Below are 21,724 nucleotides of genomic sequence, written 5' to 3'. Positions count from 1 at the left end.
CGGCGCCGGGGCCGTTCGCGGCGCTCGCCGGGTGGGCGCTGGTGGGGCTGGCCGTGGCGCCGCTGGCGCCCGCGGTCCTGGGCGCCGCACCGCGGGTGTGCGACGGGCCGGCGCCCACCGCGATCGCGACCGTCACCACGGTGGGCTACCTCGGCTCGTTCACCGGCCCGCCGCTGGTCGGCGCGCTGGCCGGGCCCGGCGGCCTGTCCGGCGCGCTGCTCCTGCTGGTCGCCGCCGGGGCGGCCGCGGCGCTGCTCGCCCGGTGGGCGCTGCCCCGCGAGCGAGGGGCTCAGGACTCGAACTTGTAGCCCAGCCCCCGCACCGTCACCAGGTGCCGGGGCGCCCCCGGGTCGGACTCGACCTTGGCCCGCAGCCGCTTGACGTGCACGTCGAGGGTCTTGGTGTCGCCGACGTAGTCGGCGCCCCACACCCGGTCGATCAGCTGGCCGCGGGTCAGCACCCGGCCGACGTTGCGCAGCAGGTACTCCAGCAGGTCGAACTCCTTGAGCGGCAGCGCGACCGCCGTCCCGTTGACCGAGACCACGTGGCGCTCCACGTCCATCCGCACCGGGCCCGCCTCCAGCACCCCGGCCGGGGCGTCGGCGTCCGGGGCGGAGTCGCCGCCGCGGCGCAGCACCGCGCGGACGCGGGCGATCAGCTCGCGGGCCGAGTACGGCTTGGTGACGTAGTCGTCGGCGCCCAGCTCCAGGCCGACCACCTTGTCGATCTCGCTGTCCCGGGCGGTCACCATGATCACCGGGACGGCGGAGCGGGCGCGCAGCGCCTTGCACACGTCGGTGCCGCTCATCCCGGGCAGCATCACGTCGAGCAGCACGATGTCGGCGCCGTTGCGGTCGAACTCCTCCAGCGCGTCGTGGCCGGTGACCGCGATCGCGGTGGTGAACCCCTCCCTGCGTAGCAGGAAGGCGAGTGGGTCGGCGAAGGACTCCTCGTCCTCGACGATCAACACCCTGGTCATCGGATCCTCCAGCTCACCCGACGCGGTCGGGCAGGTCGGCCGGCCGGCGGGTCGCGTCGGTCGGGTCGGGGGGCGGTGGCGACGCTGCCTCCGGGCGTGACTCGCCGGGGGCGGCGGCCTCCGGGACGGGGAGCGGGCGGCGGTCGGCCGCGCGGACCGGCAGCCGCATGGTGAACGTGGACCCGGTACCCGGGCTGCTCCACAGGCCCACCTCGCCGCCGTGGTTGGCCAGCACGTGCTTGACGATCGCCAGCCCGAGACCGGTGCCGCCGGTGGCCCGGGAGCGCGCCGGGTCGACCCGGAAGAACCGCTCGAAGACCCGCACCTGGTGCTCGGGGGCGATCCCGATGCCGCGGTCGGTCACCGAGATCTCCGCCCAGTGCCCGGAGCGCCGCCGCGACACCGACACCACCGCATCCGGCGGGGAGTAGGCGATCGCGTTCTCCACCAGGTTCGACAGCGCGGTGACCAGCAGCGTCTCGTCGCCGTCGACCTCGATGCCCAGCGGGCGGTCGACCACGATGTCGATGCGGGCCGACTCGGCGGTCACCTTGGACCGGGCCAGCGCGGCGTCCACGACGTCGTCGAGGCCCACCGCGCACATCTCCGGCAGCCGCTCGGCGCCGGTCAGCCGGGAGAGCGCGATCAGCTCGGTGACCAGGTTGCCCAGCCGCCGCGACTCGTTGACGATCTTGGTGCCGAACCGGCGCACCTCGTCGGCGTCGTCCGCGGCGTCCAGCACCGCCTCGGCCAGCACGCCCATCGCGCCGACCGGCGTCTTCAGCTCGTGGCTGACGTTGGCCACGAAGTCGCGGCGGGTGGCCTCCAGCCGCACGGCCTCGGACGTGTCGGTGGCCTCCACCAGCCCGTACCCGTCGACCAGCGGGCGGACGTTGGCCAGCACGGCCGCGCGCGGGCGGGCCCGCCCGCGCAGCGGGGAGAGATCGACGGTGACGAGCTCGCCGGTCTGCAGCATCGTCTGGAAAGCCGCGGCCGCCCGCGCATCGGCCTGCCCGTCGCGGACGACCCCGAGCTCGGCGGCCTGCGCGTTGTGCAGCACGACCTCACCGGTGCGGTCGAGCACCGCCATGCCGACCTCGGCCGCCCGGAACGCCCGCTGCAGCAGGTCGGCGACCGGCGGCGGCGCGGGCGGCGCAACCACCCCGCCGTCGGGCGGCGGCACCCGCCGACGCCCCACCGCGACCCCGACCGCCACTCCGACGACGAGCGCCACGGCGGCGATCAGCACGGTCGCCAGCACGGTCACGCCCGCAATATAGGCAGCCCGACCCACCCCGCGGCCAGCGTGAACGGCCGGTCGTGACCCTGGCGACGCCGCTCAGCACGACATTTCCGCCGCCGTTCACACCGCGTTCACCCGCGCGGGCGGCGGTCAGCGACCCTGGGCGGCGACGGCGGCCGCGGCGGTCTTCGCGGCCTCCGGGTCGAGGTAGGTGCCGCCGGGCACCGTCGGGCGCAGGTCGTCGTCGAGCTCGTAGCGCAGCGGGATGCCGGTCGGGATGTTCAGCCCGACGATGTCGGCGTCGGAGATCCCGTCGAGGTGCTTGACGAGCGCGCGCAGCGAGTTGCCGTGCGCGGCGAGCAGCACCGTCTTCCCGGCGCGCAGGTCGGGCACCACCGCCGACTCCCAGTACGGCAGGAACCGCGCCACGACGTCGGCGAGGCACTCGGTCGCCGGCACCTCGTCGGGGGCGTAGCGCGGGTCGCCGGACTGGTCGAACTCCGAGCCGCGCTCGATCGCGGGCGGCGGCTCGTCGTAGGAGCGCCGCCAGCGCATGAACTGCTCCTCGCCGAACTCGTCGAGGGTCTGCTTCTTGTCCTTGCCCTGCAGGGCGCCGTAGTGCCGCTCGTTGAGCCGCCAGTCGCGGCGGACCGGGATCCAGTGCCGGTCGGCGGCGTCCAGCGCCAGGTTGGCGGTGGAGATCGCCCGGCGCAGCAGCGAGGTGTGCACGACGTCGGGCAGCAGGCCCGCCTCGCGGATGAGCTCCCCGCCGCGGCGGGCCTCCTGCTCACCCGTCTCGGACAGCGGCACGTCCACCCAGCCGGTGAACAGGTTCTCCGCGTTCCACACGCTCTGGCCGTGCCGGAGCAGCACCAGTGTTCCCATGGGCGCCACTCTGCCAGGTGGGCTCGGTTCAGATGAGGGTGAGGCTGCGCAGCGCCGCGTCGAACGCCGCGGTGCCGTAGCCGTCCCACTCCCCGGTCTCCCCGCGCGCGGTCACGGTGACCAGACGGCCCCCGGCGACCGCGTACACCTGCAGCTCGCGCCGGTCGAAGCCCGGGCCGAGGCCGTCGGGGACGGTGTCGCCGAACAGGTGCGCGGGCGTGCCGTCGGGCAGCGTGACGGGCTCGTCGAAGGCCGCCGGGCCGGGGGCGCCGGTCGTCGGGCGGAACGTGTCGACGGCGCGACCCAGGTCGCCGGGCCAGTCGAGGACGCGCACCTCGATGGCGGGCGAGGTGAGCCGGGCGACCGGGTCGGCGACGGCGGGCCCGTCGAGGAACACCGAGCCAGGGCCGGGGTGGCCCGGGTCGGGCCGCCAGCCGGGCGGGAGCGCGAGCGCGAAGCGGCCCCGCGGGTCGGTGTAGGTCGCGTCGGACGGGCCGGCGGGCGCCGGTTCACCGGCCACCGCCGTCGCGCAGCCCGCGAGTGCGAGCAGCGCCAACAGGGCCGTGACCAGGGCGCGCGCCGCGCGCGGCCGGACCGGACCGGTCATCCTCGCCCCCCGGGTGATCGCCCCGCCGTGCGCGGGTGGTCGCCGCGGAGTGTGGCAGGGCGGGGACGGCCGGCGGGCCCGAACGGGGAAACCCGTCGGCTCAGACCGTGAGGGTCAGCGAGCGCAGCGTGCTCTCCAGCTCCTGCTCGTAGTCGGCCCACACCTCGGTGGGGGCGGTGCCGGTGACCGCGTAGACGTTGCCCTCGTGCACCGTGAACAGCTGCAGGTTCTGCAGGTCGAAGCCGGAGGCGTCGTCGGTGAAGGTGCCGCCGAGCAGGTGCGCCTTCGTGCCGTCGACGAGCTGCACCTCCTCGTCCGCGGTGGAGGCGTAGGCGGTGAACGTCGGGAGCTGGGAGCGGGTCTCGGCCAGCAGGTCGTCGAGGTCGCCGTCGAAGGCCCCGACGATGACGTTGACGTTCACCCGGAACTGGCCGGCCGAGGTGCTCACCGGCTGCGGGTCGAGGAAGACGGCCGCGGTGCCCTGCTGGCCGCTGGTGTCGACCTCCCAGCCCTCGGGGGGCAGCAGGTCGAACCGGCCCTCCGCGTCGTCGAAGGCGTCTCCCTGCTCCGCCTGCCCCGGGCCGCCGGGCGCCGGCGCGGCCGGGGTGGGCTGCGCCGGCCCGCTCGGCTCCGGACCGGCCGCCGGGGCGCCCGCTCCCCCACCGGCCGCGGGCGCCGGGGACCCGGCGACCTGGCTGGAGCAGCCGGCGAGGGCCAGCGCGGCGGCCAGCAGCACGGCCGCGGTCCCCCGCGCGGAGACCGGAACGGAACGTGACATCGAGTCCTCCCCGAAAGCGTTGCCGACGACCGCCCGCGTCACCGGGACGTCGCGCCGCGTCGTCCGGCACTACGGCGATCATGCAGCGGGTGCCCGGACCGGACGACCCCCACACCGTGCACGACGGTGCGGTCAGCCGGCGGCCTCGCCCAGCACCGTACGCGTGGTCGCGACGACGCCGTCGCGGTCGCGCATGCCGGCGAGCACGGTCTGCCAGATGTCGGTGAGCTGGGCGACCTGTTCGCGGGTGAGCAGGTCGAACAGGTGCTCGCGGACGGCGCGGACGTGCCCGGGCGCGGCCTCGCGCAGCACCGCCATGCCCTGCTCGGTGAGCGTGGCCAGCGTGCCCCGGCGGTCGTCCGGGCACTGCGAGCGGTGCACCCAGCCGTAGCCCTCCAGCTTGCTGACCGCGTGCGAGAGCCGGCTCTGCGAGCTCTGCGTGGCCGCGGCCAGATCGCTCATCCGCAGCGTGCGCCGCGGCGCGTCGGAGAGCATCGCCAGGATCTGGTAGTAGGCGTGCGGCATGCCCGACTCGCGCTGGAGCTGCCGGTCGAGCGCCGACTCCAGCAGCGCGGACCCGGCGATGAAGGAGAGCCAGGCGTGCATCTCCTCCGGTTCGAGCCAGCGCGTCGACCCCTCGTCCACCGGCACAGGCTACCGGGCGGTACGCCCCCGGCCCTGCCGTGCGGGGTGTGCGGGCGGTGACACCGCGCACGCGCGAACCGGTTGAAGTCCGCGGGTGCGGCGCCTACGGTGGAGCTTGAACGTTCAACTATTGGAGGACCGATGCCCGTCCAGCGCCTCAACCACGCCGTGCTCTACGTCCGCGACGTCGCACGCAGCGTCGACTTCTACACCGGTGCCCTGGAGTTCCGGGTCGTCGCCCGGATGGGCGGGAAGGCCGCGTTCCTGCAGGCGGCCGGTTCGACCAACGACCACGACCTCGGGCTGTTCGAGGTCGGGGCCGAGGCCGGCGACTCCCCGGCCGGGCGCGGCACCGTCGGACTCTACCACCTGGCCTGGGAGGTCGACACCCTCGCCGAGCTGCGGCGCATCCGCGAGGCGCTGGTCGAGCGCGGGGCGCTGGTCGGCGCCTCCGACCACGGCTCCACCAAGGCCCTCTACGCCCGCGACCCCGACGGCATCGAGTTCGAGGTCAGCTGGCTCGTGCCCGCCGACCTGCTCGGCGAAGGCACCGGCATGCGCACCGCCGCGCTCGACCTGGACGCCGAGATCGCCCGCTACGGCGCCGACACGCCGGGAGGCATCGGCGTGTCCGTCGCGGCGCGCTGACGGGCGGCGATCCACCGCTCCCGCGTCCCTCCCGCCACGTCGCCCACCCCTTCGCAGCGGAGTCGGGGACGGGTACTCTGGGTTGCCCTGCGTGGTCGACTCACCACAGTGAGCGGCGACCGACCGGTGACTGAGGAGGCCGATGATCGTCGGCGAAGGTGTCGATCGTGCCGACGGGGCCCCACCCGCCGGCGGGCTGGGCACCCTGGAGCACGACGCGTTCCTCTACTCGGACGCGTCCACCTACCGTGCCGGGCTGCTCTCGTTCATCCGTGAGGGCCTCGACCGCGACGAGCCGGTGCTCGTCGCCGTCCCCCAGCCCGGCCTCGCGCTGCTGCGCGCCGCCCTCGACGACGCCGAGCTGGAGCGCGTGCGCACGGCCGACATGTCCGTCGCCGGCCGCAACCCCGGCCGGATCATCGGCTCGGTGCTCACCGCGTTCGTCGCCGAGCACCCCGGCACCCGCGTCCGGATCATCGGCGAGCCCATCTGGGCCGGCCGCAACGCCGACGAGTACCCGGCCTGCGCCGAGCACGAGGCGCTGATCAACGTGGCGCTCGGCGGGTCGCCCGCCTTCATCCGCTGCCCGTACGACGTCACGAAGCTGGAGAAGTCGGTCCTGGTCGACGCCACCCGGACGCACCCCATCATGGCCTCCGACGACGACCGCTGGACCAGCCCCGGCTACGCCGACCCGGCCGCCGTGGCGATGCTGTTCGACTCGCCGCTCCCGCTCGCCCCGCCCGACGCCGACGTCATGGTCGTCAGCAACAGCACCGGCACCCGCACGGCCCGCCGCTTCGTGCACGACTTCGGCACGGCCGTCGGGATGTCCCCGCACCGCCTCGGCGACCTGCGCCTCGCCACGCAGGAGCTGGTCATCAACACCCTCGTGCACAGCGGCGGGCAGGGCCTGCTCAGCATCTGGGTGGCCGGCGGCCAGGTCGTCTGCCAGGTCCAGGACGGCGGGCACATCACCGACCCGCTGGTCGGGCGCCGCCCGCCGGCGCCGCCGGAGATCGGCCACGGGCTCTACATCGTGCACCAGGTCTGCGACCTGGTCCGCATCCACCGCCGCTCCAGCGGCACGACGGTGCGGATCCACCTCGATATGCGTTGAGACTCGCTGGGTACGAGTGGCTCAGCTCGCGCCCCCCATGCGGTAGCCGTCGCGGGCGGAGAATCGCGCCGTCACGCTGAACCGGTCGGCCCGCACGAGCGTCTGCCGCCACTCCACCGCCACCCCGCCCGCCAGGCCGATCCGGTCGATCGCGAACGCCGCGACGTCCGGCGGGGTGCCCAGCAGCACGCTCTCGGCCACCCCCGGCACCACCGCCCGGATGCGCTCGCTGCCGCCGGTCACCCGGACCCCGCACCGCGTGGCGTACTCGGCGTACAGGCCGGTGCGGGCGAAGTCGACCTCCAGCAGGGGCGCGGCGAGCCGCTCCGGCAGCCAGACCCGGTCGACGGCCAGCGGCTCGGCGTCGGCCAGTCGCAGCCGCTCCAGGTGCACCAGCGGGGTCGACTCCTCCAGCCCCAGCCGGGCCGCGACCACCCCGTCGGCGCGCACGTCGAGCGTGCGGACCACACTGCGCTGCACCCTCCCGGTCGCCTCCACCGCGCTGAACAGGCTGTAGATCTCCCCCAGCGGCTGCTCGATCTCGGCCGGCTCGGCCCGCCGCGGCGACCTGCCCCGCCCCGCCACCACCACGCCCTCGTCGCGCAGCCGTCGCACGGCCTCGCGCACGGTGTGCCGGCTGACGCCGTACTCGGCGACCAGCGCCAGCTCGCCGGGGAAGGCCGCGCCGAACTCGTCCTGGTCGAGGCGGCGGCGCAGGTCGGCCAGAAGTTGCGACCACAGCGGTGTGCCGGCCACCCGGCTCAGCGTCCGGGCCGCCATCAGCGCCCCACCGGACCGGGCGCGGGGCGGCGCACCGGCCGTCGACCAGCCGTCGCGCACCGCATCCACCCAGTGTGATCGGCCGGTGGGCGCCCGGGCAACCGCATCCCGTGTCGGCAAAGCCACCATCAGGACGCGCCAGGTGTCCTGAGGCAGGGCCTTCGCGGGTGAACCGGCCGCTCCGCGGCCGGCGCGCGGCCGGGCGAGGGCGTCCTCGCAGCGCCCGGTGGGTGTCGCAGCGGCGGATGGGTCGTCGCAGCCCGCCGGCGGGCTGCGAGCGCACCACCGGGCCTGCGAGACGGCCCAGATCTCACGTCGGACGCCCAGCGGCACACCGGTGATCACGCCTGCCGCCGGGCGCCCGCCCGACCGACTTCGCAGAGTCCCCATGGTCTTCGCAGGGTCTACGGCACCTGCGAAGACCGCACCGCCCCTGCGAAGACCCCCGACCCCGGGCGGGAGCGTCCTCGCAGCGCGGGGTGGGCGTCCTCGCAGCGCCCGGTGTGTGCCGCAGCGCTGACCGGGAGCCCGCAGCGCGCCGGCGGGCTGCGAGCACAGCGCTGGGTCTGCGAGGACCCCGGATCACTTGATCAATCGGTCGCCCGACGCGTAGGCGCCGCCGGAGGCCCCCAAACGCTGGAGGCCCCCAGAACGTCGGAGGCGGGGATCAGGTGCGGGGGGTGAGGTCGGACATCAGGTCGCCGGTCTCCAGGAGGGTCTTCACGTTGGCGAGCAGCTCGGGCCAGCCGCCGCTGGGCGGCAGCTGACCGCTGATCGCCCGGTGCATCACGCTGCCCGCGTCGAAGTCGTCGTGGGTGACGGTGAGCCGGACGGACTCGCCGTGCGGCTCGATGTCGAAGGTGACCTTCGACCGGCGCTCCGCGCGGCGCTCGGCGAACTCCTCCTCCGACCAGCCGAAGAACTCGGCGTGCTGGGGCTGGAAGCCGTGCCAGCTGTAGGAGAGCCGCCGCGGCGGGTCGGCCTCCAGCACGACCTGGCCGAGGTCGCGCGGCTCCCCACCCGGGTCCTGCCAGAGCACCGGCGAGCCGACCGCCCAGTCGGAGTGCAGTTCGGTGCCGCCCCAGTACCGGCGGGTGAACGCCGGGTCGGTCAGCGCCGCCCACAGGCGCTCCGGGGTCGTGGCGATGTAGGTCGCGTAGACGAACGAGGGGCTCTCGGTGCCGGTCTTCTCGGTGCCGGTCTCGGTGCTGGTCACGGTGCCCTCCAGGGCTCGGGTCAGGTCGTCGAGCGCGCGGGCGCGACCGCGGTCGTAGCGGTCGATCCAGCGCTCGGCGATCGCGTTGATCGGCGCCGCGTTCAGGAAGTGCAGCTTCTCCCGCCCGCGCCACGCCGTGGTCACCAGGTCGGCCGCTTCGAGGACGGCGAGGTGCTTGCTGACCGATTGCCGGGCGATGTCGAGCCCGGCGCAGAGCTCGCGCAGGGTCTGCCCGTTGCGCGCGTTGAGGTCGTCGAGCAGCCGGCGCCGGCTCGGGTCGGCGAGCGCCCGGAACACCCCGTCCATCACACCTCCGTCATGCAGCCAACTGGCTGCATGAAAGATAGGCAGCCGTGCGGCTGCATGTCAAGCCGGGCACCGGCTGGCGTTCATCCGAGGTCGTCGCCGGTGCTGCCGGTCACCAGCGCGTCGCCGACGTCGGTGCGGTGGTACAGCACCGACCGCCCGGCCCTGGCCCGCCCGACCAGCCCCGCCTCCCGCAGGACCGCCAGGTGCCGGCCGACGGAGCCGAGCCCCTGCCCGGTCAGCGCGACCAGGTGGGTGGTGCTCATCGGGGTGTCCAACAGGGTCAGCACCCTCGCCCGGCCCGCGCCGAGCAGCCGGTCCAGAGCGGGAGACGTCGCCGGCCCACCGGCCGCGAGGGTGCCCGCGCACGGGTACACCACCGCGTAGCGGCGCCCGGCGTCCCAGGACAGCCAGCTGCGCGCCGGCGTCACCGGCACCAGCAGCAGCTCGACGCCGTGCAGGTCCAGCGGCGGGTAGCGGCGGGTGTGCAGCAGCAGGCGGCCGTCGCCGAGCCAGCGCATCCCGGGGCGCAGCCCGGCCAGGGCAGCGGACCACCCTCCCCGGCCCAGCCGTCCGGTCCGGGCGACGACGTCGGTCTCGAGGATGCTGCGGCGGCGCGGCCAGTCCGGGGCGACCGTCGCCGTCCACACCCACTCCAGCAGCTCCGCAGCACGGACGGCGACGTCGGCGCGCTCCAGGTCGGCGGGCAGGCGGCGGCCCAGCGACACCGCGAGGTCGGCGCGCGCGGCCTCCGGGGCCACCCGGCGGATCCGGTCGAGCTCCTCGGCGAACCCGGCCCCGCCGGGCGGCGGCGGGGTGAGGAAGTCGGCGGTCCAGGTGGGCGCGAAGGCGGCCCGCACGACCAGCGCGGTCACCGGGTCGTCGGCCAGCCGCTCGCGGTACGCGGCCAGGTGGACGTCCAGCCAGGCCCGGTCCGCGGGGTTGCCGGACGTGCCGGCGTGCAGCGTCTTGAGCGCGGCCACCGCCTCGGTCAGCGGCGACACCACGAACCGACCGCTCGCCAGCACATCCGCGCTGACCTGCCACCAACTCACGTTTCGCGCCTCCGCGAAACAGTAGTCGCCCGGGCGGCCCGCAGCGATCTTCGTCCGGTGCGCGCGTACCGCGATCTTCTCCGGGTGCCGGAGTACGTCCCGTTCTTCCTGGCGTTCAGCGGCCACTCGGTCGCGCAGGCGGTGAGCGGGCTGGCCCTGGGCACGGCGACCTACGCGGCGACGGGCTCGCCGCTGCTCTCGGCCGTGGCGCTGTCCGGACCGGCGCTGGCCCAGGTGCTCGGCGCGGCCACGCTGATGTCGGCCGCCGACCGGCTCCCGCCGCGGGCCGCGCTGACCGGCCTCGCCCTGCTGTGCGCGGCCGGGACCGCCGTGCAGGCCGCGCCCGGCACGCCGGTGTGGGCGGTGCTGGGCGTCCTGCTGGTGCTCGGGCTCGCCGGGTCCGTCGGCGGCGGGGTGCGCTACGGCCTGCTGCGGGAGATCGTCGACCGGGACGGCTACCTGCTGGCCCGCTCGGCGCTGGCCGTCGCGGCCGGCGTGACCCAGGTCGTCGGGTTCGCGCTCGGCGGCGCGCTGGTCGGCGCCCTGACCCCGCACGGCGCGCTGGGCGTGGGGGCGGTGCTGCACCTGCTGTCCGCGGGCGTCACACGGGTGGTCCTGTCGCGGCGCGTGCCGCGCGGGGTCGAGCGGGCGTCGGTGGCCGGGACCTGGCGCGCCAACGGCGAGCTCTGGGCGGACCGGCGCCGCCGCGCCGTTCTCCTCGCGTCGTGGGTGCCGAACGGGCTCGTCGTGGGCTGCGAGTCGCTCTACGTCGCCTACGACCCCGGGCACGCCGGCGCCCTGTTCGCCGCGGCCGCGCTCGGCATGCTGGTCGGCGACACGGTCGTGGGCCGGTTCGTGCCACCGCACCGGCGGGCGCGGCTCGTCGTCCCGCTCTGCGCGCTGCTCGCCGCGCCCCACCTGCTCCTCTGGGCGCGACCGCCGCTGCCCGTGGCGGTCGCGGCGGTGCTGGTCGCGACCGTCGGCTACGGCTCCGGGCTCCTGCTCCAGGAGCGGCTGCTGCACCTGACGCCGCCCGGGTCGAGCGGCCACGCCCTCGGCCTGCAGAGCGCCGGCATGCTCACCGGGCAGGGTCTCGGCGCGGTCGTCGCCGGCAGCGTCGCGGAGGCGACGACGCCCGCCACCGGGATCGTGGCGGCCGCGGCCGCCTCCCTCGCCGTCACCGCGGCGCTGGCGCGCCACCTGCGGCCTGCGGCGTAACCGCTCAGGCGGGCCCGCCGCCGAACCCGATCTCGTTGCCGTCCGGGTCGCGGAACAGCGCCTTGCGGGCGCCGTTCGGGTAGGCCTCGCGCTCCACCGGCTCGATCCCGCGCTCGGCGATGGCGGCGACCCGGGCGTCGAAGTCGTCGACGAAGACGGTGTGCAGCCGGGCGTACCAGGCCAGCGCGGCTGCGTGGTCGCTGACGTAGATACCGGCGAAGAGGTCGACGGCCATGCCCGGACGCTGGGCGATGGCCCTGACAGCGGAGTCCGTCGTGGTCCGCGCCCTCTCCGGGCACTCCTCTGCGGACGACCGATACAGCCACGACCTTGTCGATGAACAGGACTGTTCGGTTGACGCTACTAGGCCAAGCAGGTCATCGATCGCTGACACCCTTGTCGTTGGAAGTGACCAAGAACACAGTTTCGCCGCATGAGCAGCTATCTACTCGTCCATGGAGCGTGGTGCGGCGGTTGGGTGTGGGACGACCTGGCGCAGCGGCTGGAGAAGGCCGGCCACCGGGTCACCGCGGTGGACCGGCTCCCCAGCGCCGGCACCGATCCGGCATCGCTGGGCGACCTGACCGCCGACGCCGACCACGTCCGGCGCGTGCTGGACACCCTCGACGAGCCGGTCGTCCTCGTCGGCCACTCCTACGGCGGGATGGTCATCACCGAGCTGGCCGACCATCCGAAGGTCCGCCACACCGTCTACCTGGCGGCCTTCTGGCCGCAGCGGGGGCAGTCCCTGCTGGACATGCTCGGCGGAGGGGCGATGCCGAACTGGATCGTCCCGCGCGACGACGGTGCGCTGGAGATCACCGACGACCTCGAGCTCGCCCGCGACACGCTCTGCGCGGACCTGGATCGGGACCGCACCCGGGAGATGCTCTCGAAGGCCGTGCTGCAGTCGGGCTCCGCCTTCGTCGTCCCGAGCACCGCGCCCGACCGCGGGCACCCGACCACGTACATGATCACCGAGAGGGAGTCGGACAACTGCATCCCGGTGGCGGCGCAGGAAGCGATGGCGGCGAACGCCGATCAGGTGGTCCGGCTACCGGCTGCGCACATGGTGCAGCTGTCCCGGCCCGACGAGCTGGCCCAGGCCCTCGACCGCATCTGATCGCACCGCAGGCGGCCCCGCGCCGGCACGCGCGGGCCGAGCGGGGACGGCGCCACACCTCCCGACGCCGCCCCCGCCCGACGGTTCAGCTCGTCCCCGCCTCCCGGGCCCGCAGGTCCTTGCGCAGGATCTTCCCCGACGACGACTTCGGGATCTCGGCGACGAACTCGACCGCCCGCACCTTCTTGTGCGGGGCGATCCGCTCGGCGACGAACGCCATGACCTCCTCGGCGGTGAGGTCGTCGGCGCCCTGCTGGCGGACGATGAACGCCTTGGGGATCTCCTCGCCGTCGGCGTCACGCACCCCGATCACCGCGGCGTCGGCGATCCGGTCGCTGGTTAGCAGCAGCGCCTCCAGCTCGGCCGGCGGCACCTGGTAGCCCTTGTACTTGATCAGCTCCTTGACCCGGTCGACGATGGTGAACACGCCGTCCGCGGTGACGGTGGCGACGTCGCCGGTGTGCAGGTAGCCGTCGGCGTCGAGGGTGATCGCGGTGGCCTCGGGGTTGTTCAGGTAGCCCGACATCACGTTCGGGCCCTTGACCCACAGCTCGCCGCGCCCGTCGGGGCCGACCTCCTCGCCGGTCTCCGGGTCGACGAGCTTGCACTCGATGTTGGGCAGGGCGACGCCGACGCTGTTGAGGTCGGCGTCGTCGTCCTCCTCGCGCATCGAGTGGCTGACCGGGCTGAGCTCGGTCATGCCGTAGCCCTGCCGGACGCGGGTGCCCAGTCGCTTGGCCACGGCGTGGCCCAGCTCGGCGTCCAGCGGGGCGGCCCCGGAGAAGATGATCTCGATGCTGGACAGGTCGTACTGGTCGACGGCGGGGTGCTTGGCCAGCGCGACCGCGATCGGCGGGGCGATGTAGACGTAGCTGACCTTCTGCTCGGCGATCACCCGCAGGAAGTCGGTGAGGTCGAAGCGCGGTAGCGTGACGACCGTGGCCCGCTTGCTGAGGCCGTTGTTCATCATCACGGTCATCCCGTAGATGTGGAAGAACGGCAGCACGGCCAGGATCTTCGAGTCGCTGGTGACGTGGGTCAGCTCGCCGAACTGCACGAGGTTCGCCACCAGGTTGCGGTGGGTCAGGATCACGCCCTTGGCCCGGCCCGTCGTACCCGACGAGTACGGCAGCACGGCGACGTCGGTGGGGCCCACCGTCTGCGCGGGCGGTTCGGCCGACGTGGTGACGAGGTCGACCAAAGAGGTGAAGCCCTCGACCGGGTCCAGGGTGATGACCGACTCCGGGGGCAGCCCGGCCTCCGCGGCCGCTGCGGTGGCCCGGTCGAGGAACGCCGAGACCGTGACCAGGAGCTTGGCGCCGGAGTCGGCCAGCTGGTGGGCCAGCTCGCCGGGGGTGTAGAGCGAGTTCGCGCTGGTCACGATCGCGTTGGCGCGCAACACACCGTGGAAGACCGCGGCGTAGTACGGCGTGTTCGGGGCGAACAGCCCGACGACGTCACCGGCGCCGACGCCGCGCTCGGCCAGCGCCGCGGCGATCTTGTCGACCATGCCCTTGAGCTGGTCGAACGTCAGCGACGCTCCGCTGACCCCGTCGACGAACGCGGTGGCCCCGCCCCGGTCCCCGAAGCCGGAGAACAGGAAGTCGTACAGGGACACCTCGGGGATCTCGACGTCCGGGTACGGGCTGCGGACAACCATGCGCGCGCTCCTCTGCGAAAGACGGGACCGGACACCGGGGTCCGGAACGGACTCAGCCTAGGCCCAGCGGGGCACGCGTGACATAAGATCAAAACACTCGAAAGGCCCAGCCGTCCGGGCTTGTTCAACCTGTCACGGAGTGTCATGGTGTGAACGCCGGATCGGCGGAACCCCCTCCCGTCGTCCGGACCCGGGAACGGCACCCCCCTCGCCGCCCCGGGACGGTCGCCGACGACCGCGTGACGCCCCCGATTGCGCGGTCCCGGCGACCGGTCGGATGGTGGAGCGGCCCGAGTCCATGACTCCCCCTCAGTTCCCGGGTCGCTCCGCCCACCCGCCCCCCGTCGAGAACGACGTTGTCGTGATCAACAGGGCGGTTCGATCACGACAACTTCGTTCTCGACGGGATGTGGCCCGCCCGTCCGGACGGTCAGGGGGTCGCGCCGGGAGTCGGCGCCGGGGCCGGGGCCGGGGCGCGCCGCCCGCGGACCAGCCGGCGCCCGAGCAGCACCAGCACGAAGCCGATCACCACGAGCGGCAGCAGCGGCAGCACGAACCCGATCACCGCCGCCGCGGCCGTGCCGACCGCGAGCAGGCCCTCCCAGCCGGCGGCGAGCCCGTCGGTGAAACCGGCGGGGCCATCGGGCTCGACCGGCGGCACCGGCGCCCCCGGACCGCGCAGGTCGACGGTCAGCGTGGACAGCGCCACCTGGTCGCGCAGCCCGGCCAGCCGCGAGACGAGCGAGTCCAGCTCGGCCTCCCGGTCGGCCAGCTCCGACTCGATGGCCACGATGTCACCGATCGACTGCGCCTGCGCGAGCAGCGTCCGCACCCGGTCGACGCTGGCCCGCTGGCTCGCGACGCGGGCGTCGAGGTCGGTGACCTGCTCGGTGGCGTCGGACACCTGCGACGAGCGCTGCACGACCTTGCCCAGGCCGGCGATGTCGTCGACGAGCCGGTCGAGCGAGTCGGCCGGCACCCGTAGCGTCAGCCAGCCGCCGGTGTCGCCGGACTGCTCCTCCACGACGATCCCGCCGACCGCGGCCGCCGCCGTGCGCACCTGCCGGGTGCGGGCGCCTGCGTCGTCGACCTCGATGCTGAGCTGGGCGCTGCGGATCAGGTCGCGGCCCACCGCGCCCGGCGGGAGGCTCTCGACCGGCGCGCTCCGGTCGGCCGCGGAGCCCGCCGCGTCACCGCCGGACGGCGCCACCGACGGCGCGGGGGCGTACTCCTCGCTCGCCGCGGACCCGGATCCGGAGTCGCTCGCCGTCCCCGACTCGTAGTCGTAGTCGGGCGACGCCGGCACCGCCACGGACGACGACAGCCCCTCGCCGCCCCACACCCCGCCGCCCGAGCCGCGCGACTGCCCGGCGAGCACCGCGGCGGACCCCCCGGCCACCACGGCACCCACCACGACCGCCGTCACGACCACGGCCCGCCGGCTCGGCAACCGCGACCGCCACCCGCCGGTCCCACCGGTCCCGCCCGCCGGCCGCTTCCCGGACCGCCATCCCGCCCACCGAGCCATCGCCATCACCCCTCCGCCGACCCCGGCCCCTCCGGGGTTGTCGGGCAGAGGACGGTGCCGTCGGCACCGACGGTTGGGTGGCCCGGATCACGATCCGGTCTCGACGTCGTACATGGCCCGGCCGCCGACGACGTCCGCGCGGAGCGGGGCGGGAGCGGCGACGCGGGCGGCCAGCTCGCGGAGCAGGCCGAGCATCGCGGTCGCCGGCGGCAGGCGCTGCGGCGGCGCCGCGGACAGTGCGAAGAGGCGGCGGGTGGGCAGGGCGGGGGCGGTGGGCCGCAGGACCACGCCCTCGCGGACGGCGGCGCGGGCCAGGGTGGGCACCAGCGTGACGCCCGCGCCCGCGGCGACCAGCGCCTGCTTGCCGTTCCAGTCCTCGCAGAACAGGCCGATCCGCGGTGGTCCGCCCAGCGCGGCGGCGAGCTGCGGGATCGGGCCGAGGCAGTCCGGGTGGCCGCCCTCGATCCACACCTCGTCGCGGAGCGCCGCGAGCGGGACCGGGTCGACGGCGGCCAGCGGGTGCGCGGCCGGGAGGGCCACGCTGAGCTGCTCGTCCAGCAGCGGCACGAGGTCGAGGCCGGCGAGGTCACGGTCGGTCAGGGGGGTGGCACCCGGATCGGTGCGGGCGGCGGCGGGATCGGGGTAGAGCTCCCAGGACGTCAGCAGCGCGAGGTCCACGCGCCCGCCGCGGACCGCCGGCAGCGGTCCGGCGGGCTCGGAGCGCACCAGGCTCAGGGCGATGCCGGGGTGGGCGCGGCCGAACCGGCGGATCGCCGCGGGCACCAGCGCCGCGTTGGCGCTGGGGAAGGCCGAGAGGCGCAGCTCGCCGGTGGTGAGCTCGCCGAACGCGCCCATCCGGGCCTCCAGGGTCGCCATCCGGGTCAGCACGTCGCGGGCCAGTTCGACGGCGGCCTCACCGGGGCCGGTGGGGCGGGTGCCGCGGTGCACCCTGCGGAACAGCGGCACACCCAGCCGCCGCTCCAGGCCGGCGACCTGCCGCGACACCGCGGGCTGGGTCATCGACAGCGCCTCTGCGGCAGCCGAGAACGAGCCCCGGTCGGCCACTTCGACCAGCACGCGCAGGCTCCAGGCGTCGAGCATGCAACCAGGTTATGGCAACGATGCCGGATCGGCAGTGGCACGCATGGCAACGGCGGCCGACGCTCGGAACGTGCGAACGACACTCACGGACGTCCCGACGCAGGTGCTGACCGACCAGCTCGAGTTCCTGGACGCGTGGCTGCCCGATCCGCCGGCCCGGGTGCTCGACGCGGGCTGCGGGCGCGGCGAGCTGGCGGCGGCGCTGGCCGAGCGGGGCCACGCGGTCACCGCCGTCGACGCCGACCCGGACGCGGTCGCCGCCGCCCGCGGCGCCGGGGTGCCCGCCGTGCTGGCCGACATCGCCGACTTCGCCGGCGGCCCGTTCGACGTCGTCGTGTTCTCGCTGTCGCTGCACCACGTCGGGCGCCTGGACGAGACCGTCGCCAGGGCCGCGGGGCTGCTCGCCCCCGGCGGCGTGCTCGTCCTCGACGAGTTCGGGTGGGACGCCGCCGACCGGGCCACCGCCACCTGGTTCTCCGACGTCCGCACGCTCCTGGACGCCGCGGGGGTGCTGAGCCCCGGTGCCGGCCGGGAACCCGCTCCCGACGCGCTGGAGCGCTGGCGCCACCACCACCGCGACGACGACCCCATGCACTCCGCGGCGGACATGCTGCGGGCGATCGCCGGGCCGTTCCGCGTCGTCGCCGAAGCCCGCGTGCCCTACCTGCACCGCTACCTCGGCGGTTGGCTGGGTGCCCGCCCCGGCGCGGCGGAGGCCTTCGCGGCGCTGCGTGCGATCGAGGCGATGCGGGTCGACCAGGGCGAGCTCCGCCCCGTCGGGCTGCGGGTCGTCGCCACCCACCGCGGGGACGCGGCATGAGCACGGGCGACATCGTGGTCCTCGGCGGGTACGGCGCCACCGGCCGGGTCCTGGCCCGGGTGCTGGCCGGCTGGTTCCCCGGCCGGGTGGTCGTCGCCGGACGCGACCTCGACCGGGCCCGCGCGCTGGCCGACGCGCTGCCGGGCGCGGTGCGCGCCCTGCGCGTGGACGTCGCGTGGCCGGCCGAGGTCGCCGCGGCCGTCGACGGGGCGGCCGTCGTGGTCATGTGCGTCGAGCGGAACAACGCCGACGTGGCCCGCGCCTGCGTCGAGCGGGGCGCGCACTACGTGGACATCTGCGCCACCAGCTCGGTGCTGGCCGAGATCGAGGGCCTCGACGGGGCGGCCGTCGCCCGGGGCACGACGGTGGCGCTCAGCGTCGGGCTGGCGCCGGGGCTGACGAACGTGCTGGCCAGGGCGTGCGCCCAGCGGCTGCCCGACGCGACGGGCGTCGACATCACCGTCCTGCTCGGCACGGCGGGCGACCACGGCCCGGACGCGTTCCGCTGGATCGTCGAGCACCTCGCCGCCCCGCGTCCACGCGCCCGGCGGCAACGGGTCGCACTGCCCGGGCACGGCACCCGCACCGCCCACCCGTTCCCGTTCTCCGACCAGGACGCGCTCACCGCGGCGCTGGGCGTCCCGGTCACGACCCGGCTCTGCCTCGACTCCGCCGCGGTGACCGGGGCGCTGTTCGCCATGCGCGCGACGGGCACCGCCCGCCTGCTCCGGCGGCTGTCCGCGGGCGGTCCGATCGCCCGTGCGATGGCGCGGACCGGCGGCGGCTCGGACCGCTGGGTCGTGCAGGCGGTCGCGACGGCCGCCTCCGGCGAGCAGCGGTGGGCGGCCGCCTCCGGGCGCGGCGAGAGCGCCGCGACCGCGCGGGTGGCCGCGCGCGTCGCCGCTCTCCTCGACTCCGGCACCGCGCCGGCCGGCGTGCACCACCTCGACCGGCTCGTCGACCCGGACGCGTTCCTGGACCGGCTGCACGGCGACTGCGTCGTGCTGCACGGCGCGGTGGGCGCGGGCGTCAGGTGAAGAGGTGCTCGAACGCGCGCAGGTTGGCCGTGGACTCCCCGCGCTCCCGGCGCCAGGCGTGCTCCCGCCGGATCGAGGAGGCGAAGCCGATCTCCAGCAGCGTGTTGAAGTCGTTGTCGGCGGCGTCGAGCACCTGCCCGAGCACCCGGTCGAGCTCGTCGGCGTCGACGGCGCGCAGGCTGATCCGGCCGATCAGGTGGATGTCGCCGATGCGGTCGAGCGTGTAGTGCACGCCGTAGAGACGGGCGTTGCGCTGCAGCAGGAACCGGTAGACGTCCTCGTGGGCCTCGTCGGGCTTGCGGCACACGAACGCCTGCACGAACAGGGCGTGGTCGCGCACGACGAGCCAGCAGTGGGTCTGCAGCCGGTTGGTGCCGGGCAGCGTCACCATGTACTCGCCGAGCCGGCGGCGGTGGTGGTCGACCTCCATCTCGGCCAGCGCGGCCGCGATGACGGCGTCGACCCGCTCTTCGTCGATCCTCGCGGCGCTCACCCGGTCATCCTCTCCAGGATCCGGCGCTGGCGCGCGGCGTACTCGGTCGCCGCGTCGGTGTAGGTGTCGAGCAGGGCGTCGGTGGTGCGGTCCCAGGAGAAGCCGCGGGCGTGCCCCACCGCGGCGCGGCCCAGCTCGTCGCGCCGGGCGGGGACGAGGGCGACGGCGGCGAGCGCGTCGGCCCACTGGGACGCGCCGTGCCCGGCGACCAGCAGCCCGGAGCGCCCGTCGGCCACCGCGACGGGCAGCCCGCCGACGGCGGCCGCGACGACCGGCGTGCCGCACGCCTGCGCTTCGAGGGCGACCAGCCCGAACGACTCGTTGTGGCTGGGCACGGCGACGGCGTCGGCGGCCCGGTAGACGTGCACGAGGCCGTCGGCGGCCTGCGGGGGCAGGAAGCGCAGCACGTCGGAGATGCCCAGCGAGGCGCCCAGCTGCTGCAGCGCGGTGGGCTCGGCCAGGCCGCTGCCCGACGGCCCGCCGGCGACCAGCACGACCAGCCGCGAGCGCAGCGCGGGGTCGCGGCGCAGCAGCTCGGCTGCGGCACGCAGCAGCACGTCGGGGGCCTTGAGCGGCTGGATGCGCCCGGCGAAGGCGAGCACCACCGCGTCCGGGGCGATGCCCAGGGCGCGGCGCGACTCCAGCCGGGAGCCCGGGGCGAAGCGGGCCAGGTCGACGCCCGGCGGGATGGTGACGACGCGGGCCGGGTCGGCGCCGTAGAGGTCGACGAGCTCGCGGACCTCGGCGTCGGTGTTGCCGATGAGCCGATCGGCCTCGGCGACGACCTGGTCCTCCCCGATGACGCGGACCATCGGCTCCGGCGGGTCGCCGGCGGCGAGCGCGGCGTTCTTCACCCGGGCCAGGGTGTGGGCGCTGTGCACGAGCGGCACGCCCCAGCGGTCGCGGGCGAGCCAGCCGACCTGCCCGGACAGCCAGTAGTGCGAGTGCACGACGTCGTAGTAGCCGGGCTCGTGGCGGGCCTCGGTGCGCAGCACCCCCGCGGTGAACGCGCAGAGCTGGCCGGGCAGGTCGTGCTTGCCCAGGCCCTCGTAGGGGCCGGCCTCGACGTGCCGCACGAGCACGCCGGGGGCCAGCTCCGCGACCGGCGGGTGCTCGGAGGACGTGGCTCTGGTGAAGATCTCGACGTCGACGCCGCGCTGCGCCATCCGGGTGGCGGTCTGCACGACGTAGACGTTCATTCCGCCCGCGTCACCGGTTCCCGGCTGCTCCAGGGGCGAGGTGTGCACGGACAGCAGGCAGACCCTCGTCGGTCGCCGCCAATCGCTGACATGGGACACGACTCTGTGTAGCACGCGGGAAGGTGGCTCACTCCTGGTCCGTTCCGCCGCCCAGCAGGCCCAGGAGGGCGCGCACCGGGTCGGCCGCATGCCACGTCCCGGTGGCATCGCGCCAGGCCGGCACGCTGAACCGGCCGGTCGAGGGCCGGGTGACGGCGACGGTCAGCTCGTCGTGGCGGCGCAGCTCGCCGACCGGCACCGCGACGCCGAGAACGTCACAGGTGAGCACGATCTCGCCGATGGCCGACCAGCGCACGGGCTCGCCCGCGCCCTCCACGACGCCCGCCACGACCTCGGAGGCCAGCGGGAGGTCGAGCAACTCGGCCAGGGCCGCCGGGTCGCCGCCGACGACCACCTCGCCGGCGGGCAGCACGGCGCCCAGCCACACGTCGTCGAGCACGACGGCGAGGTCGACGTCGACGACGGTGCCGTCGGTGGCCCGCACCCGCTCGGGCAGCGCGAGGTCGTCGGCGCGGACGTCCCCGCGGGCGACCGACTCCGACAGCGCCGCGTGGGCCCTGGCCACCAGCGCCACGTCGGGGTGGCGGTCGGGGTCGGTGAGCCGCAGCAGCAGGTCGTCGGCCGCGGCCGTGTCGCGGATGCGCAGGTCGGCGCGCACGCCGATGGCCGCCAGCACCTGCTCGTCCACGATCGGGTCGACCGGGTCGTAGAGGGCGGCGAGGTCGGTGGCGGAGGGCAGCCGCCAGTGGGCGGGGCGGTGGCCGTCGAGGCGGGCGTGGCGGGCCAGCCACCACGGCGTGTAGGAGCCGGGGGCGAGCAGGGCTTCGCGGGTCTCCCGCGCCCCGGCCAGCAGGGCCAGCGCGGCCGGCCAGGCGTCGTCGTCGACGAGGTCGAGGTCGCGCACGGCGACGAACCGGGCCGGCGGGGCGGCGAGCCCGTCCCACCAGTCCTCCTCGTCGTCGAGGTCGTGGTCGGGGCCGAACGGCTCCTCGTCGACCAGCACGACGAACCCGTCGACGACGCCGGCGGCGGTCAGCACGGCGCGGTCGAAGCGGGCGGCCCACGCCGGGTCGAGGACGTCCAGCCCGGCGTCGGGGGCCAGCAGCGGGCGCAGCGCCGCGTCCGGGAGCATCAGCTCGTCGGCGCGGGCCGGGCGGCCGTGCTCGTCGGGCAGCGCGAGCGCGGCGAGGCCGGGGCGGGCACCGGTGGCGGCGACCAGCCCG

22 protein-coding genes and 1 pseudogene are annotated in these 21,724 nt (G+C 75.4%); 7 read left to right on the top strand and 16 right to left on the bottom strand.

Annotated elements, in window-relative coordinates:
• The coding region (locus KIK08_RS26470; RefSeq protein ID WP_434056940.1) for a hypothetical protein at positions 1-308 on the top strand (308 nt) is incomplete at its 5' end.
• Here the strand turns inward: KIK08_RS26470 and KIK08_RS26465 are convergent.
• The 6 genes from KIK08_RS26465 to KIK08_RS26440 all read right to left on the bottom strand — a co-directional run bounded on the left by KIK08_RS26465 (position 290) and on the right by KIK08_RS26440 (position 5,137).
• Positions 290-979: a response regulator transcription factor gene (locus tag KIK08_RS26465; RefSeq protein ID WP_214405965.1), complete on the bottom strand. Its 690-nt coding sequence runs from the start codon at positions 977-979 to the stop codon at positions 290-292. The genes KIK08_RS26470 and KIK08_RS26465 overlap by 19 nt on opposite strands.
• 13 nt (positions 980-992) lie before the next feature.
• Positions 993-2,246: a sensor histidine kinase gene (locus KIK08_RS26460; protein ID WP_308257910.1), complete on the bottom strand. Its 1,254-nt coding sequence runs from the start codon at positions 2,244-2,246 to the stop codon at positions 993-995.
• A gap of 126 nt (positions 2,247-2,372) precedes the next feature.
• On the bottom strand, positions 2,373-3,116 hold the full coding sequence (locus tag KIK08_RS26455; RefSeq protein WP_214405964.1) for a phosphoglyceromutase: 744 nt from the start codon (positions 3,114-3,116) through the stop codon (positions 2,373-2,375).
• Positions 3,117-3,135: 19 nt separating this feature from the next.
• Positions 3,136-3,714, bottom strand: coding sequence for a hypothetical protein (locus tag KIK08_RS26450; RefSeq protein WP_214405963.1), 579 nt, complete (start codon positions 3,712-3,714; stop codon positions 3,136-3,138).
• Between the two features lie 100 nt (positions 3,715-3,814).
• Positions 3,815-4,492, bottom strand: coding sequence for a PsbP-related protein (locus KIK08_RS26445; RefSeq protein WP_214405962.1), 678 nt, complete (start codon positions 4,490-4,492; stop codon positions 3,815-3,817).
• A gap of 132 nt (positions 4,493-4,624) precedes the next feature.
• Positions 4,625-5,137: a MarR family winged helix-turn-helix transcriptional regulator gene (locus KIK08_RS26440; RefSeq protein WP_308257909.1), complete on the bottom strand. Its 513-nt coding sequence runs from the start codon at positions 5,135-5,137 to the stop codon at positions 4,625-4,627.
• Between the two features lie 141 nt (positions 5,138-5,278).
• On the opposite strand from KIK08_RS26440, the gene KIK08_RS26435 reads away from it, so the two are divergent.
• On the top strand, positions 5,279-5,785 hold the full coding sequence (locus KIK08_RS26435; protein ID WP_214405961.1) for a VOC family protein: 507 nt from the start codon (positions 5,279-5,281) through the stop codon (positions 5,783-5,785).
• Positions 5,786-5,927: 142 nt separating this feature from the next.
• Complete coding sequence (locus KIK08_RS26430; RefSeq protein WP_214405960.1) at positions 5,928-6,905, top strand: sensor histidine kinase; 978 nt, start codon at positions 5,928-5,930, stop codon at positions 6,903-6,905.
• Between the two features lie 21 nt (positions 6,906-6,926).
• Here KIK08_RS26430 and KIK08_RS26425 read toward each other — a convergent pair whose 3' ends face one another.
• The 3 genes from KIK08_RS26425 to KIK08_RS26415 all read right to left on the bottom strand — a co-directional run bounded on the left by KIK08_RS26425 (position 6,927) and on the right by KIK08_RS26415 (position 10,262).
• Entirely contained in the window at positions 6,927-7,745 is an 819-nt protein-coding gene (locus KIK08_RS26425; RefSeq protein ID WP_308257908.1) for a GntR family transcriptional regulator, read from the bottom strand.
• A gap of 607 nt (positions 7,746-8,352) precedes the next feature.
• Entirely contained in the window at positions 8,353-9,207 is an 855-nt protein-coding gene (locus KIK08_RS26420; protein WP_214405959.1) for an ArsR/SmtB family transcription factor, read from the bottom strand.
• A gap of 83 nt (positions 9,208-9,290) precedes the next feature.
• Positions 9,291-10,262 (bottom strand): ArsR/SmtB family transcription factor, encoded by a 972-nt coding sequence (locus tag KIK08_RS26415; RefSeq protein ID WP_250557855.1) that lies wholly within the window; start codon positions 10,260-10,262, stop codon positions 9,291-9,293.
• Positions 10,263-10,346: 84 nt separating this feature from the next.
• Here KIK08_RS26415 and KIK08_RS26410 point away from each other — a divergent pair, with 84 nt between their 5' ends.
• Positions 10,347-11,480 carry an MFS transporter gene (locus KIK08_RS26410; protein ID WP_308257907.1) on the top strand — a complete coding sequence of 378 codons (1,134 nt, stop codon included), beginning with the start codon at positions 10,347-10,349 and terminating at the stop codon, positions 11,478-11,480.
• Positions 11,481-11,484: 4 nt separating this feature from the next.
• On the opposite strand, the gene KIK08_RS26405 is transcribed toward KIK08_RS26410, so the two are convergent.
• Positions 11,485-11,715: a VOC family protein gene (locus tag KIK08_RS26405; protein ID WP_214405957.1), complete on the bottom strand. Its 231-nt coding sequence runs from the start codon at positions 11,713-11,715 to the stop codon at positions 11,485-11,487.
• A 198-nt stretch (positions 11,716-11,913) separates the two neighbouring features.
• Between KIK08_RS26405 and KIK08_RS26400 the strand changes: the two genes are divergently transcribed.
• Positions 11,914-12,603, top strand: coding sequence for an alpha/beta fold hydrolase (locus KIK08_RS26400; protein WP_214405956.1), 690 nt, complete (start codon positions 11,914-11,916; stop codon positions 12,601-12,603).
• Positions 12,604-12,688: 85 nt separating this feature from the next.
• Here KIK08_RS26400 and KIK08_RS26395 read toward each other — a convergent pair whose 3' ends face one another.
• The 3 genes from KIK08_RS26395 to KIK08_RS26385 form a co-directional block, all read right to left on the bottom strand.
• Positions 12,689-14,263, bottom strand: a complete 1,575-nt coding sequence (locus tag KIK08_RS26395; RefSeq protein ID WP_214405955.1) for an AMP-binding protein — start codon at positions 14,261-14,263, stop codon at positions 12,689-12,691.
• A gap of 430 nt (positions 14,264-14,693) precedes the next feature.
• Positions 14,694-15,695: a DUF4349 domain-containing protein gene (locus KIK08_RS26390; protein ID WP_214405954.1), complete on the bottom strand. Its 1,002-nt coding sequence runs from the start codon at positions 15,693-15,695 to the stop codon at positions 14,694-14,696.
• A gap of 183 nt (positions 15,696-15,878) precedes the next feature.
• Positions 15,879-16,892 (bottom strand): LysR family transcriptional regulator, encoded by a 1,014-nt coding sequence (locus KIK08_RS26385; protein WP_214405953.1) that lies wholly within the window; start codon positions 16,890-16,892, stop codon positions 15,879-15,881.
• A 70-nt stretch (positions 16,893-16,962) separates the two neighbouring features.
• On the opposite strand from KIK08_RS26385, the gene KIK08_RS26380 reads away from it, so the two are divergent.
• Both KIK08_RS26380 and KIK08_RS26375 read left to right on the top strand, forming a co-directional pair.
• On the top strand, positions 16,963-17,712 hold the full coding sequence (locus KIK08_RS26380) for a class I SAM-dependent methyltransferase (RefSeq protein ID WP_308257906.1): 750 nt from the start codon (positions 16,963-16,965) through the stop codon (positions 17,710-17,712).
• Entirely contained in the window at positions 17,709-18,749 is a 1,041-nt protein-coding gene (locus KIK08_RS26375; RefSeq protein WP_214405951.1) for a saccharopine dehydrogenase NADP-binding domain-containing protein, read from the top strand. The genes KIK08_RS26380 and KIK08_RS26375 overlap by 4 nt, the downstream gene beginning before the upstream one ends.
• Here KIK08_RS26375 and KIK08_RS26370 read toward each other — a convergent pair.
• The 3 genes and pseudogenes from KIK08_RS26370 to KIK08_RS26360 all read right to left on the bottom strand — a co-directional run.
• Positions 18,742-19,242 (bottom strand): type III secretion system chaperone family protein, encoded by a 501-nt coding sequence (locus KIK08_RS26370; protein ID WP_308257905.1) that lies wholly within the window; start codon positions 19,240-19,242, stop codon positions 18,742-18,744. The two genes, KIK08_RS26375 and KIK08_RS26370, sit on opposite strands and share 8 nt — an antisense overlap.
• Positions 19,239-20,540 carry a D-inositol-3-phosphate glycosyltransferase gene (mshA, locus tag KIK08_RS26365; RefSeq protein WP_308257904.1) on the bottom strand — a complete coding sequence of 434 codons (1,302 nt, stop codon included), beginning with the start codon at positions 20,538-20,540 and terminating at the stop codon, positions 19,239-19,241. The genes KIK08_RS26370 and mshA overlap by 4 nt, the downstream gene beginning before the upstream one ends.
• Positions 20,541-20,568: 28 nt before the next feature.
• Positions 20,569-21,724 (bottom strand): annotated as a pseudogene (locus KIK08_RS26360) (sacsin N-terminal ATP-binding-like domain-containing protein); the annotation flags it as partial.

It is taken from the genome of Pseudonocardia lacus (assembly GCF_018531445.1).
GTDB classification, from domain to species: Bacteria; Actinomycetota; Actinomycetes; order Mycobacteriales; family Pseudonocardiaceae; genus Pseudonocardia; species Pseudonocardia lacus.
The sequence above is the reverse complement of the archived record's forward strand: the minus strand, read 5'-3'. Positions and strand labels throughout refer to the sequence as shown.

Coding starts and splice junctions, on each gene's coding strand:
- KIK08_RS26465 (WP_214405965.1), bottom strand. CDS start 979: ATGACCAGGGTGTTGATCGTCGAGGACGAGGAGTCCTTCGCCGACCCA.
- KIK08_RS26450 (WP_214405963.1), bottom strand. CDS start 3,714: ATGACCGGTCCGGTCCGGCCGCGCGCGGCGCGCGCCCTGGTCACGGCC.
- KIK08_RS26445 (WP_214405962.1), bottom strand. CDS start 4,492: ATGTCACGTTCCGTTCCGGTCTCCGCGCGGGGGACCGCGGCCGTGCTG.
- KIK08_RS26435 (WP_214405961.1), top strand. CDS start 5,279: ATGCCCGTCCAGCGCCTCAACCACGCCGTGCTCTACGTCCGCGACGTC.
- KIK08_RS26430 (WP_214405960.1), top strand. CDS start 5,928: ATGATCGTCGGCGAAGGTGTCGATCGTGCCGACGGGGCCCCACCCGCC.
- KIK08_RS26420 (WP_214405959.1), bottom strand. CDS start 9,207: ATGGACGGGGTGTTCCGGGCGCTCGCCGACCCGAGCCGGCGCCGGCTG.
- KIK08_RS26405 (WP_214405957.1), bottom strand. CDS start 11,715: ATGGCCGTCGACCTCTTCGCCGGTATCTACGTCAGCGACCACGCAGCC.
- KIK08_RS26400 (WP_214405956.1), top strand. CDS start 11,914: ATGAGCAGCTATCTACTCGTCCATGGAGCGTGGTGCGGCGGTTGGGTG.
- KIK08_RS26395 (WP_214405955.1), bottom strand. CDS start 14,263: ATGGTTGTCCGCAGCCCGTACCCGGACGTCGAGATCCCCGAGGTGTCC.
- KIK08_RS26385 (WP_214405953.1), bottom strand. CDS start 16,892: ATGCTCGACGCCTGGAGCCTGCGCGTGCTGGTCGAAGTGGCCGACCGG.
- KIK08_RS26375 (WP_214405951.1), top strand. CDS start 17,709: ATGAGCACGGGCGACATCGTGGTCCTCGGCGGGTACGGCGCCACCGGC.